This is a genomic window from Streptomyces sp. AM25 (assembly GCF_058146165.1).
Genome location: NZ_JBKIWN010000006.1, coordinates 293,069 through 304,849, shown reverse-complemented (window position 1 = coordinate 304,849; position 11,781 = coordinate 293,069). Strand labels below are relative to the sequence as shown.

Annotated in this window: 12 protein-coding genes; 8 read left to right on the top strand and 4 right to left on the bottom strand. The window is 72.2% G+C overall.

Going from position 1 to position 11,781, the window contains the following annotated elements; genetic code table 11:
• Nucleotides 1-2 precede the first annotated feature (2 nt).
• The 6 genes from ACLHRZ_RS10265 (at nucleotide 3) to ACLHRZ_RS10240 (ending at nucleotide 5,877) form a co-directional block, all read left to right on the top strand.
• Nucleotides 3-1,322, top strand: coding sequence for a sulfate adenylyltransferase subunit 1 (locus tag ACLHRZ_RS10265; RefSeq protein ID WP_490417998.1), 1,320 nt, complete (start codon nucleotides 3-5; stop codon nucleotides 1,320-1,322).
• Nucleotides 1,323-1,476: 154 nt separating this feature from the next.
• Nucleotides 1,477-2,610 carry an aliphatic sulfonate ABC transporter substrate-binding protein gene (locus tag ACLHRZ_RS10260; protein ID WP_490417997.1) on the top strand — a complete coding sequence of 378 codons (1,134 nt, stop codon included), beginning with the start codon at nucleotides 1,477-1,479 and terminating at the stop codon, nucleotides 2,608-2,610.
• A 24-nt stretch (nucleotides 2,611-2,634) separates the two neighbouring features.
• Entirely contained in the window at nucleotides 2,635-3,420 is a 786-nt protein-coding gene (locus ACLHRZ_RS10255; protein ID WP_490417996.1) for an ABC transporter ATP-binding protein, read from the top strand.
• Entirely contained in the window at nucleotides 3,407-4,318 is a 912-nt protein-coding gene (locus tag ACLHRZ_RS10250) for an ABC transporter permease (RefSeq protein ID WP_490417995.1), read from the top strand. The genes ACLHRZ_RS10255 and ACLHRZ_RS10250 overlap by 14 nt, the downstream gene beginning before the upstream one ends.
• On the top strand, nucleotides 4,315-5,073 hold the full coding sequence (locus ACLHRZ_RS10245; RefSeq protein ID WP_490417994.1) for a sirohydrochlorin chelatase: 759 nt from the start codon (nucleotides 4,315-4,317) through the stop codon (nucleotides 5,071-5,073). Before ACLHRZ_RS10250 ends, ACLHRZ_RS10245 begins: the two co-directional genes overlap by 4 nt.
• Nucleotides 5,074-5,166: 93 nt before the next feature.
• Nucleotides 5,167-5,877, top strand: a complete 711-nt coding sequence (locus ACLHRZ_RS10240; RefSeq protein ID WP_490417993.1) for a lysophospholipid acyltransferase family protein — start codon at nucleotides 5,167-5,169, stop codon at nucleotides 5,875-5,877.
• Between the two features lie 81 nt (nucleotides 5,878-5,958).
• Here ACLHRZ_RS10240 and ACLHRZ_RS10235 read toward each other — a convergent pair whose 3' ends face one another.
• Nucleotides 5,959-6,168: a hypothetical protein gene (locus ACLHRZ_RS10235; protein ID WP_490417992.1), complete on the bottom strand. Its 210-nt coding sequence runs from the start codon at nucleotides 6,166-6,168 to the stop codon at nucleotides 5,959-5,961.
• A gap of 57 nt (nucleotides 6,169-6,225) precedes the next feature.
• Here ACLHRZ_RS10235 and ACLHRZ_RS10230 point away from each other — a divergent pair, with 57 nt between their 5' ends.
• Entirely contained in the window at nucleotides 6,226-7,272 is a 1,047-nt protein-coding gene (locus ACLHRZ_RS10230; RefSeq protein WP_490417991.1) for an NACHT domain-containing protein, read from the top strand.
• Between the two features lie 65 nt (nucleotides 7,273-7,337).
• Here the strand turns inward: ACLHRZ_RS10230 and ACLHRZ_RS10225 are convergent, their stop codons facing one another.
• The gene (locus tag ACLHRZ_RS10225; RefSeq protein WP_490418062.1) at nucleotides 7,338-8,510 is read right to left on the bottom strand and encodes a macrolide family glycosyltransferase; all 1,173 of its coding nucleotides are present in this window, start codon (nucleotides 8,508-8,510) and stop codon (nucleotides 7,338-7,340) included.
• A 171-nt stretch (nucleotides 8,511-8,681) separates the two neighbouring features.
• On the opposite strand from ACLHRZ_RS10225, the gene ACLHRZ_RS10220 reads away from it, so the two are divergent.
• Nucleotides 8,682-9,548, top strand: a complete 867-nt coding sequence (locus ACLHRZ_RS10220) for a phosphotransferase enzyme family protein (RefSeq protein ID WP_490417990.1) — start codon at nucleotides 8,682-8,684, stop codon at nucleotides 9,546-9,548.
• A gap of 68 nt (nucleotides 9,549-9,616) precedes the next feature.
• Here ACLHRZ_RS10220 and ACLHRZ_RS10215 read toward each other — a convergent pair whose 3' ends face one another.
• Both ACLHRZ_RS10215 and ACLHRZ_RS10210 read right to left on the bottom strand, forming a co-directional pair.
• Nucleotides 9,617-10,300, bottom strand: coding sequence for an exonuclease domain-containing protein (locus ACLHRZ_RS10215; RefSeq protein WP_490417989.1), 684 nt, complete (start codon nucleotides 10,298-10,300; stop codon nucleotides 9,617-9,619).
• Between the two features lie 79 nt (nucleotides 10,301-10,379).
• A complete protein-coding gene (locus ACLHRZ_RS10210; protein ID WP_490417988.1) occupies nucleotides 10,380-11,627 on the bottom strand; it encodes a DUF5919 domain-containing protein in 1,248 nt (415 codons plus the stop codon).
• Between the last annotated feature and the right edge of the window lie 154 nt (nucleotides 11,628-11,781).

Genomic DNA, 11,781 nt, shown 5'->3' with positions numbered 1-11,781 from the left:
CCATGTCCAGTACGACCATCGAAGCGGGCACGACCTCGCTGCTGCGGTTCGCCACCGCCGGATCCGTCGACGACGGCAAGTCCACGCTCGTCGGGCGGCTGCTGCACGACTCCAAGGCCGTCCTGGCCGACCAGTTGGAGGCCGTCGAGCACGCCTCCCGCAGCCGCGGCGCCGCCGCGCCCGACCTCGCCCTGCTCACCGACGGGCTGCGCGCGGAGCGCGAGCAGGGCATCACCATCGACGTCGCCTACCGCTACTTCGCCACCCCCCGCAGGCGGTTCGTGCTGGCCGACACGCCCGGTCACGTGCAGTACACGCGCAACATGGTGACCGGCGCGTCGACCGCCGAGCTGGCCGTGGTGCTCGTCGACGCCCGCAACGGCGTCGTCGAGCAGACCCGGCGCCACGCCGCCGTCGCCGCCCTGCTGCGCGTGCCGCACGTGGTGCTGGCGGTCAACAAGATGGACCTCGTCGACTACGCGGAGCCCGTCTTCGCCGCCATCGCCGAGGAGTTCGGCGGCTACGCCTCGTCGCTCGGCGTGCCCGAGGTGACCGCCATTCCCGTCTCCGCACTCGCCGGCGACAACGTCGTGGAACCGTCCGCCCACATGGACTGGTACGGCGGCCCGACCGTGCTGGAACACCTGGAGACCGTACCCGTCGTCGCCGACCCCAGCGGCGAACCGGCCCGGTTCCCCGTCCAGTACGTCATCCGCCCCCGGACGGCCGACCACCCCGACTACCGCGGCTACGCGGGCCAGATCGCCTCCGGCGTGCTGCGCGTCGGCGAGCCGGTGACCGTGCTGCCGTCCGGGCGGACGAGCACGATCGCCGCGATCGACGCGCTCGGGCACCCCGTGGACGTGGCCTGGGCACCGCAGTCGGTGACGGTGCGGCTCGCCGACGACCTCGACGTCTCGCGCGGCGACCTCATCGCCCCCGCCGCTGCCGCCCCCGCGCCCACGCAGGACGTCGAGGCGACCGTCTGCCACGTCGCGGACCGGCCGCTGCGCCCCGGCGACCGCGTCCTGCTCAAACACACCACCCGCACGGTGAAGGCCATCGTCAAGGCCGTCCCCTCGCGCCTCGCCCTCGACGACCTCTCCCAGCACGCCGACCCCGGCGAGCTGGCCGCCAACGACATCGGCCGGGTGGTGCTGCGCACCGCGGAGCCGCTCGCGCTCGACGCCTACGCCGACTCCCGCCGCACGGGCTCGTTCCTGCTGATCGACCCGGCCGACGGGACGACGCTCACGGCGGGCATGGCCGGAACGGCCTTCGGGACGCCGCCCGTTGCACCGGGATGCCTTCGCGCCCCGTGAGGGGCGCGGGGAACTGCGCGACCGGCCCCCGACGGCCCGCAGTCGGCGCACCACCCCGGGGTCCGGGGGCGAAGCCCCGGGAACGGTCGGCTGCGGGCGCGTCGTGGCCGGTCGCGCAGTTCCCCGCGCCCCTCACGGGGCGCCGTGGTGCCGCATGACGACGATCCGCCCATCGAGAAGGAACCCCCTCGTGCCCGCAGCCGCCCGCCGCATCCTCGCGGCCCTCGCCGCCCTGCCCCTGCTCACCCCGGCCCTCGGCGCCTGCGGTTACGGCTCGCAGCGACAGGCCGACACCGCGGCCACGGCATCGTCCGGCAGGAAACTGTCCGCGAGCACCGTGCGCATCGGCTACTTCCCCAACATCACCCACGCCACGGCCCTGGTCGGCGACCACGAAGGCCTGATCCGGAAGGAACTGGGCGGCACCCGGCTGAAGTCGACGACGTTCAACGCCGGTCCGTCCGAGATCGAGGCGCTCAACGCCGGTTCCATCGACATCGGCTGGATCGGCCCCGCCCCCGCGATCAACGGCTACGTGAAGTCCAAGGGCCGCAGCCTGCGCATCGTCTCCGGCTCCGCGTCCGGCGGCGTCAAGCTCGTCGTCGACCCCAAGAAGATCACCACCCCGGACGACGTCAAGGGCAAGAGGATCGCCACCCCGCAGAAGGGCAACACGCAGGACGTGGCGTTCCTCAACTGGATCGCCCAGAGAGACTGGAAGGTCGACCCGCAGAGCGGCAAGGGCGACGTCTCCGTCGTCCGCATGGACAACAAGGTGACACCGGACGCCTTCAGGTCCGGCTCGGTGGACGGCGCCTGGGTGCCCGAACCGACGGCCTCCAAGCTCGTCTCGGAGGGCGGCAAGGTGCTGCTCGACGAGAGCACGCTGTGGCCGGACAGGAAGTTCGTCATCACCAACGTGGTGGTGTCGCAGAAGTTCCTCGCCGCGCACCCGGACGTCGTCGAGGCCGTGCTGCGCGGCTCGGTGAAGACCAACGCGTGGATGGCCGCCAACCCTCAGAAGGCGAAGGAGAGCGCCAACGCGGCGCTGAAGAAGCTGGCCGGCAGCGCTCTTCCCGCCGCGGTCCTCGACCCGGCGTGGGCATCCCTCACGCCCACCGACGACCCGCTGGCCGCGACCCTGGACGCCGAGGCGTCCCACGCCGTCGCGGCCGGACTGCTGGACAAGCCGGACCTGACCGGCATCTACGACCTGAGGCTGCTCAACAAGGTCCTCGCCGGCGAGGGCAAGCGGCCGGTCGGCGCCGCGAACCTCGGCCGGCAGTAGGCCCGTTCCCCTGGAGGTGACCGGATGGCTCCGGCAACACTCACCACCGGCACGGCCGTGGCCGTCCGGCTCGACCACGTCCACAAGAGCTTCGGACGGCCGGGCCACGGCGGCCCCGCCGCGCCCGTCCTCGACGACATCACCCTCGACGTCCGCCACGGCGAGTTCGTCTGCCTGCTGGGCGCCTCGGGCTGCGGCAAGTCGACGCTGCTGAACCTGGTCGCGGGCCTGGACAGCCCGACGTCCGGCAGCATCGAGGTGCCCGGCGGCCGCCCGGCCCTGATGTTCCAGGACCACGCCCTCTTCCCGTGGCTGACCGCCGGCCGCAACATCGAGCTGGCGCTGCGGCTGCGCGGCGTGCCCCGGCCCGAACGCCGGGCGGAGGCCGAGCGGTTGCTGGACCTCGTCCGCCTGGGCGGGGCGTACGGCAAGCGGGTGCACGAGCTGTCGGGCGGCATGCGGCAGCGCGTCGCCCTGGCCCGGGCGCTCGCGCAGGACAGCCGGGTGCTGCTGATGGACGAGCCGTTCGCCGCGCTCGACGCCATCACCCGCGACGTGCTGCACCACGAACTGGCCCGCATCTGGGCCGAGACACAGCTGTCGGTTGTGTTCGTCACGCACAACGTGCGGGAGGCCGTGCGGCTGGGCGAGCGCGTGGTGCTGCTGTCGTCACGGCCGGGCCGGGTGGCCCGGGAGTGGACGGTCGGTCTGCCGCAGCCGCGCCGCATCGAGGACCCGGCGGTGGCGGACCTGTCGATCGAGATCACCGAGGAACTGCGGGGGGAGATCCGCCGTCATGGCCGGAACTGACACGACCGGATCTGACACGACCGGAGCCGACACGAAGGGCACCGCAGAGCTGGCGGGCCTGGAGGCGGGGCTGGACGCCCTGGAGACCCGTCCCGTGCGCCGCACGCCGTGGCGGGAGATCCTGTGGCGGAAGGTGCTGCCGCCGGCCACGGCGGTGATCGTCGTCCTGGCCGTCTGGAAGCTGCTGGTCCTCGCGCACATCACCGACGACTACAAGCTGCCCGACCCCTCGGCGGTCTGGCACAGCCTGCGCGAACTGTGGCTGAACGGCACCCTGTTCGACATCATCTGGACCAGCGTCTCGCGCGGCCTGCTCGGCTTCCTCGCCGCGCTCGCCATCGGCACCCCGCTCGGCCTGCTGGTGGCCCGGGTCCCGTTCGTCCGCGCGGCACTGGGCCCGGTGCTCTCGGGCCTGCAGTCGCTGCCGTCGGTGGCGTGGGTGCCGGCGGCGGTCATCTGGCTGGGGATCACGGATGCGGCGATGTACGCGGTGATCCTGCTGGGCGCGGTGCCGTCCATCGCCAACGGCCTGGTGTCGGGCATCGACCAGGTGCCCCCGCTGTACCTGCGGGCGGGCCGCACCCTGGGGGCGACGGGAGTGCGGGGCGCACGGTACGTCCTGCTGCCGGCGGCCCTGCCGGGCTATGTGGCGGGCCTGAAGCAGGGGTGGGCGTTCTCGTGGCGGTCACTGATGGCGGCGGAACTCATCGCATCGTCACCCGATTTGGGCCTGGGGCTCGGCCAGTACTTGGAGAACGCCCGTACGGATTCGGACATGCCGGGGGTGCTGCTCGGCATCCTCCTCATCCTCTTCGTCGGCATCGCCATCGACCTGGCGGTCTTCAGCCCGCTGGAGCGGCGGGTGCTGCGCACGCGGGGCCTGGCGGCGGGCCGGTGACGGAGACTCTCGTCCTGGTCGCGCACGGCAGCCGCGACCCGCGCCACGCGGCGACGGTGGCGCGGCTGCGGGCACGGGTGGCGGAGCAACGGCCGGGTCTGCGCGTGGAAGTGGCCTTCCTGGACTTCTGCGCCCCGAGCGTGGGGCAGGTCCTGGAACGGCTGGCGGCGGAGGGCGTGCGGCAGGCGGTGGCGCAGCCGCTGCTGCTGACGCGGGCCTTCCATGCCAAGACGGACGTGCCGGCGGCCCTGCGCCGCGCAGCGGCCCGCCTGCCGGGGCTCTCTCTGCTCCAGGCCGAAGTCCTGGGTCCGTCAACCTTGTTGACGGCCGCCCTGGAGCGGCGGCTGTACGAGGCCGGGGTGCGCCCCGGCGACCGGAGCTCGACCGGGGTCGTGCTGGCCTCGGCGGGCTCCTCGGACCCGGAGGCGATCGCGGTGATCGCAGCAATCGCGCGGGAGTGGCGGCACACCGGTTGGTGCGCCGTGCGGCCCGCGTTCGCCTCCGCCTGCGCGCCGCGCACGGAGGACGCGGTGCGCGCGCTGCGCGCGGCGGGGGCATCGCGCGTGGCGGTGGCTCCGTACGTCCTCGCACCGGGCCGCCTGCCGGACCGTATCGCGGCGGGCGCGGCGGCCGCCGGGGCGGACGTGGTGGCGGACGTGCTGGGTCCGGCGCCGGAGGTGGTGGATCTGCTGTTGCAAAGGTTCGACGAGGCACGGGTGTTGGCAGGAACCGCCATGCTCGAAATGGCTCAATAGGCCCTCTCGCCACTGATCCTCGAAGGCCATTAGCGTCACGCCGCACGGGGGCGCATTGGTCAGTGATCAGATTGGTCAGAGAGGCTCACTGAGTTGTTCTACTTCCTCTTCAGGGCCGTGGTGCTCGTCCCGTTCCTGCGCTGGGTCTTCCGCCCGCGGGTCGAAGGCATGGAGCACATACCGGCCGACGGTTCGGCGATCATCGCGGGAAACCACCTGTCGTTCTGCGACAGCTTCCTGATGCCGGTGATGGTGAAGCGCCGGGTGACGTTCCTGTGCAAGAGCGAGTACTTCACCGGCCGCGGCCTCAAGGGCCGCCTCACGGCGGCGTTCTTCCGCGGCGTCGGCCAGATCCCCGTGGACCGCTCGGGCAACGGCGCGGGCCGCGCCGCGGTCGAGACGGGCCTCAAAGTGCTGGGCGGCGGAGAGCTCCTCGGCATCTACCCCGAAGGGACTCGCTCGCCCGACGGCCGTCTCTACAAGGGCAAGGTGGGCGTGGCGGAGATGGCCATTCGCTCGGGCGCACCGGTCATACCCTGCGCCATGATCGGCACCTTCGAGGCCCAGCCGATCGGCCGCCGCCTGCCGCGCCTGGTCCCGATCACCATCCGGTTCGGGGAGCCGCTGGACTTCTCCCGCTATGCAGGAATGGAGGAGTCGCGCGAGGTGCTGCGGGCGGCGACGGACGAGATCATGTACGCGCTGCTGAAGCTGTCGGATCAGGAGTACGTGGACGAGTACGGGTCCAAGGCGCGGGCGGCGGCGAAGCCGCCGAAACTGGCGGTGCGGGCTCAGGCGGCCTGATCGCTGCGGGTTGTTCGTGGCTGATCGCGCCCACGCGGCGGAGCCGCATGATGTCTCCCGTGCCCCTTCGGGGCGCGGGGTTCATGAGCTGAGCATGTCGTGGGCCAGGGCCAGCAGCGCCGTCACAACGGTGAGCGCGGCACCGAAGGCGGCACCGGCGCGGGTTGCGGCGGCGGGGCGGCTGGCGCCGTCCATGCGGGCGAAGAGTGCGGCGAGGGCGCCGATCGCGACGGCGAGGATCACGGTGACGGTGAGGGCGACTGCGGCGAGGGCCAGCTGTGTGTGAGTCATGAGGCCAAGTTCGCCGGTCTGGCATTCGCCGACGTTCAGACGTACGAAGATGTACGGATGGAGGCTTCCGATCCCGGCGCGCTGAATGAACTGGCCGCTCGGCTGCGGCTGTTCCGCGCGGAGAAGCGGTTGACGGCGGATGCACTGGGGCGCCGGGCCGGGCTGGGGCATACGACGGTCAGTCAGGCGCTGAACGGGCGGAAGATGCCGAGCGAGGCGACGGTGGTCGCCTTGGCCAGGGCGCTGGGTGTTGATGCCGGGGAGCTGCTGGCATTGCGGGCGCGGGATGCCGGTCCGCGCCTGTCGGCCGAAGACGTCGCCTTCGAACAGCGCTACCGCGACTACGTCGTCGAGCGCCACAGCGGCCTGACCATCGTCGGCCTGGACCTCAGCCGGCCGGAGGCGGCGTGCTGGCCGCTGGACACGGCGTACTTGAGCCTTGAGCTGCCAAGCGAGGTCGAACGGTCTCTCCACGGTCCCGTCACGACCGTGGAACGCGCGGAGCAGGCACTTGCCGGGCGTCGGCGCGTACTCATCCGCGGGCAGGCGGGGAGCGGCAAGACGACGTTGCTGCAATGGCTCGCGGTCACCTCCGCGCCGGACCTCGTCCCCTTCGTCCTCCCTTTACGCACCCTGGTGCGCCACGGCCCGCTGCCGATTCCACAGGATTTCCTGGCGGCCACGGGATGCGCGCTCGCGAGCATGCAGCCGAAAGGCTGGGAGGACCGGCTGCTTTCGGCCGGTCGCGGCCTGCTGCTCATCGACGGGCTCGACGAGGTGCCGAAGCAGCAGCGCGAACACACCCGACGGTGGCTGCGGGAGCTCATCGCCGCGTATCCGCAGGCGCGGTTCCTCGTCACGACGAGGCCTACCGCGGTTCCCGAACGGTGGCTTTCTGGGCAGGAGTTCACGGAGTGCACCGTCAGGCCGATGAGCAGGCGGGACGTCCTGGTGTTCGTCCACCGCTGGCACAAGGCGGCGGGGGCCTCGCTGGAGCTGGAGGAGAGCCTCAAGGACGTGGTGCGGGGACAGCGCGAAGTCGGCGGCACCGCACAGGTACTCGGCACCGATGCGTTTCCTCCGGGCGCCGTGACCGCCATTTGAACGGCGACCGCCATACGCCGTGGGGGTGAAGTACGGCGGCCGCCACCGACGGACCGTACCAGGGGTTACCCCCGGGACCGAAGTTCCGCCTCGATCAGGTCCGCGGCCCGCGGAGTGCCGCCCTCCGCCGCAAGTTCCGCCTTCAGCTCGGCGCACCGCGCCGCCACCGCCGGGTCGCCCACCAGAGACAGCACCGCCTCCCGCAGCACCTCGGCCGTGGCCGACTCGGTCGGTACGTGCCGCGCCACCCCCAGCCCCTCCAGGATCGCGGCGTTGCCGAACTGGTCGACCGCCTGCGGTACCGCCACCATCGGCACCCCGCACGCCAGGCCCTCCTGGGAGCCGCCCATGCCGGCATGGGTCACGAAGGCGTCCGCCTGCCGCAGAACGGACAGCTGCGGCACCCAGTGGTGCACCTCGAAGTTCGGCGGGATGTCGCCCAGTTGGGCAACCTCCACCTGCCTGCCGATCTGCAGCACCACATGCCACCCGGCAACGTCGCCGAAGGCCTTGATGCACTCGCGGTAGAACTCCGGCCGCTTGTTGAACGTGGACCCCAGCGACACCAGCAGCACCCTCTCGGCGTCCGCCGGGCGCTTCCACTCGCCCTGGTGGCTCCGGTCCCCCTGGCACGGGCCCGTGAAGGTGTACACCTTCTCGTCGACCTGGTCGGCATGCGGCTGCATGGCCCGCGGGATGAGAGCGAGGCACCGCTCGGGGTGACCGACGAAACGGTCGTGGTCGATGGTCACGCCGTTGCCGGCGAGCCACTCCGCGAAGCGGTCGTAGTAGGCGCGGCCGCGCTCGCTCCGCTTGATCTCCTCGAACTTCCGGGCAACGGGACCGTCTTCGCTGCCCTGCCAGGCCACCATGTGCGGCGAGAGCTGGACGATGGGCACACCCCAGCCGTGGGCGAGGACCCGCGCCGGATACGACGTGCTGTCGTACAGCACCAGGTCCGGCACATCGCCCTCGTACGCCTCCGCGAGTTGCGGGAGCGCCTGGACCGCGTCATTGAAGAACAGCTCCATGTAGCCGATCTGCTCGGTTCCCCAGGCATCCGGGTCCCCCGCGTCCGGAAGCGTCGTGCGGTAGACCACGGGCTCGGCACCGGCCCCTGCGACGACGTCCGCGAAGGACTCGGGGATGGCGTACGTCACCCGGTGGCCACGCGCGACGAGTTCGCGGATGACGTCCAGGTTGGGGTTCACGTGGCCGTGGGCCGCGATGCTGAACATGGCGATATGGGAATAGGAACTCACACCCACACGCTAGGCAAGACGCAACGTATCGTGCCACCTATTTTCGCAACCCGATGCCACCCGGTCACCGTCCGCACGAGACACTGTCCCCGATCAGGCACACCAGAAACAACCAGAAACAAAGTGAGCGAAGGCGAAGGTACGGACGTGGCATTCACCGAACACCGGGCACGCGCCCTGCTCGCCGCCTCGAAGGCACCCCTCCCCGCCTCCTCCGCCGCGCTCCTCTCCCTCGGCGAGAACGCCGTCTTCGCCGCCGACGGGCTCGTCGCCAAGGTCGGCCGCGACGCCTCGCTCCTCCCCCGCGCCGAGCGCGAACTCCGCATCGCCGCCTGGCTCCACGAGCACGACATCCCGGCCGTCCGCGCCGCCGAACCCGAAGTGCTCGTGGCCGACGGCCACCCGGTCACCCTCTGGCATCAGCTCCCCGAGGCCGTCCGCCCCGCCGGCCCCGCCGATCTCGCCCCCCTCCTGCGCAGGGTCCACGCCCTCCCCGAACCGGACTTCGGGCTGCCGCGCCGCGACCTGCTCGGCGGCGTCGAGCGCTGGCTGCGGCTGGCCGGGGACGCGATCGACCCGCGCGACGCCGACTACCTCCGCGAGCGCCGCGACGGCTTCGCCTCGGCGGCCGCCGCCCTCACCCCGCACTTGCCGCCCGGGCCGATCCACGGCGACGCGCTCCCCCGCAACGTGCACATCGGCCCCGACGGCCCCGTCCTCCTGGACCTGGAGACCTTCGCCACGGACCTCCGGGAGCACGACCTCGTCGTCATGGCACTCAGCCGCGACCGGTACGGGCTGGACCCGGCGACGTACGAGGCGTTCACCCACGCCTACGGCTGGGACGTCCGCGAGTGGGCAGGCTGCTCCGTCCTGCGCGGCGCCCGCGAGACGGCGAGCTGTGCGTGGGTGGCCCAGCACGCGCCCACCAACCCGGCCGCTCTCGCGGAGTTCGAGCGCCGAGTCGGCTCGCTACGGGACGGGGACGCGGCGGTGCGCTGGTACCCGTTCTAGGCAGAGACAGTGCCCCGTAAGGGTCACAGGGAACTGCGCGAGCAACCACAGACGACCCGCAGCCGAACTCACTGCATCGGCCACCCCCGCCCCACCACCGCCCCCGCATCCCCCCGCCGCCGCAGCCACCCCTCGTACCCCGCCGCCCACTCCGCATACCAGCCCCGCTGATCCGCGTGCAGCTGCCGCAGATCCGCCTCCGCCACCTCCGGGTAGCGCGCGGCGATCGCCCGCGCGACCCGCACCGCGGCGAGGGCGTCCGCGCCCGCCTCGTGCGCCCCGTCCAGCTCGACGCCGTACTCCTCGCACGCGGCGCTCAGCGTGCGCCGGCCCTTGCGGTAGCGGTCGACCGCCCGGTCGATGGTGAACGGGTCCACGACCGGGCCCACTTCGCCGAGCGGCGGCAGACCGTGCCGCCGCAGCTCCGCCGCCAGCAGGCTCAGGTCGAAGCGGGCGTTGTAGGCGACGACCGGCACGCCCATCGACCAGTGCCCGGCCAGCACGGCCGCTATCTCCCCGGCCACCTCGCGGACGGGGCGGCCGCGGGCCGCCGCCTCCTCGCTCGTGATGCCGTGTATCGCCGCCGCCTCGGCCGGAATGGGCACCCCGGGATCGGCCAGCCAGTGCCGGCTCCCCAGGAGCACCCCGCCCTTGGTCTCGACGACCGCGGCCGTGACGATCCTGGCCTCCGCCGGATCCGTGCCCGTGGTCTCCAGGTCGAAGCCGACCAGCAGCTCCCCGTGCCAGCCCATGGCGATCCCCCTCAGGTGGTGCTTCCCCCGTCTGGTCACCCAGCCTGCCACGCACCACTGACAACCACCGCCGAGCCCCTCAGGACACCGGCCTGGAGTCCGTCCACACGCCCTCGAACTCCTCGCGGTAGGTGTCGAAGAGCCCGCCGGTGTCGTCGGCGGTGCGCCCCTCGCGCACCACGGACCGGCCGCCCCCGCGCAGCACCAGCACCGGCGACTCCATGCCGCGCGCCTTGCGCAGGTACGACTGCACGACGGCCAGGCCGTCCGATCCGTCCCCGTTGACCAGATACGCCGTGAAGCGCGGAGTCTCGTCGAAGACACGGATCTCGAAGGCGCCGGGGTCGCGCAGCCGGTCCCGGACCCGGCGCATGTGCATGATGTTCATCTCGACGGACCTGCTCATCTCGCCCTTCTTGATGCCCAGTTCCCGCTCCCGGCGGCGCACCGAGCTGCTGGCCGGGTTGAGGAAGAGCAGCCGGGCCCGGCAGCCGGACTCGGCGAGGCGGACGAGGCGGCGTCCGGAGTAGTTCTGGACGAGCAGGTTGAGGCCTATGCCGACGGCGTCCAGACGGCGGGCGTTGCCGAAGAGGTCCTCGACGGGCAGCTGCCGTTGCAGGCGCACGCGGTCCGGGTGGACGCCGACAACGTCGGCGTAGCGGTCGCCGACGAGGTCCTCGACGGCATCTATGGGCAGCCGGTCGGCGGAGGTGGGGCCGGTCCCGCTGCCGCCGAGGATGTCGAGCAGCCGGGCCGAGGCCCGTTCGGCCTGGGCGAGGACGGTCTGGGAGAGGGCGCGGTTGCGGGAGACGACGTTGCGGGCGACCTCCAGCTCGTCCAGTGCCATTTCGAGCTCGCGCCGGTCGTCCAGGTAGGGCTCGAAGCAGGGCCAGTGCTGGACGAGCAGTTCGCGCAGCTGGGGCAGGGTGAGGAAGCTGAGGACGTTGTCGTCGGCCGGGTCGAGCAGGTAGCCCTTGCGCCGGCTGACCTCCCGGACGGCCACGGCGCGCTGCACCCACTCCTGCCCCGCGGGGCCCGCGGCGGCGACGACCCACTCGTCCTCGCCGTGCACCGGCTCGTAGACCGGCCTCAGCACGGCGGCGACGACGGCGCGCAGCCGCTGTTCCACCAGGTTCAGCCAGATGTAGGCCCGTCCGGCCCGGCGGGCGCGCGTGCGCACCTCGCTCCAGGCCTCGCTGTCCCAGTCCAGTTCCGCCCCGATCTCCCTGGGACGCGTCAGGGACACCACACCGGGTGGTGTGCCGGTCGAACCATCTCCCTCGGGACAGCCGTCTCCGGGGGGCAGCTCCAGTCCGCCCGAGCTCACCTGTGCACCCGCCTTCCGCCCCCGTCCAACGATCAAGGCAGATTACTGTGCGGGCGGGACGCGGCGCACACGCGCTCCGCCGGGCTTCGGCCAACTGGGTCCACCGGCTGGCATGTTGTCCTCCGCCCGGGCACGGCACGTGAGCTGATTCATA

Coding starts and splice junctions, on each gene's coding strand:
- ACLHRZ_RS10265 (WP_490417998.1), top strand. CDS start 3: ATGTCCAGTACGACCATCGAAGCGGGCACGACCTCGCTGCTGCGGTTC.
- ACLHRZ_RS10260 (WP_490417997.1), top strand. CDS start 1,477: ATGACGACGATCCGCCCATCGAGAAGGAACCCCCTCGTGCCCGCAGCC.
- ACLHRZ_RS10255 (WP_490417996.1), top strand. CDS start 2,635: ATGGCTCCGGCAACACTCACCACCGGCACGGCCGTGGCCGTCCGGCTC.
- ACLHRZ_RS10250 (WP_490417995.1), top strand. CDS start 3,407: ATGGCCGGAACTGACACGACCGGATCTGACACGACCGGAGCCGACACG.
- ACLHRZ_RS10235 (WP_490417992.1), bottom strand. CDS start 6,168: ATGACTCACACACAGCTGGCCCTCGCCGCAGTCGCCCTCACCGTCACC.
- ACLHRZ_RS10230 (WP_490417991.1), top strand. CDS start 6,226: ATGGAGGCTTCCGATCCCGGCGCGCTGAATGAACTGGCCGCTCGGCTG.
- ACLHRZ_RS10225 (WP_490418062.1), bottom strand. CDS start 8,510: ATGTTCAGCATCGCGGCCCACGGCCACGTGAACCCCAACCTGGACGTC.
- ACLHRZ_RS10215 (WP_490417989.1), bottom strand. CDS start 10,300: ATGGGCTGGCACGGGGAGCTGCTGGTCGGCTTCGACCTGGAGACCACG.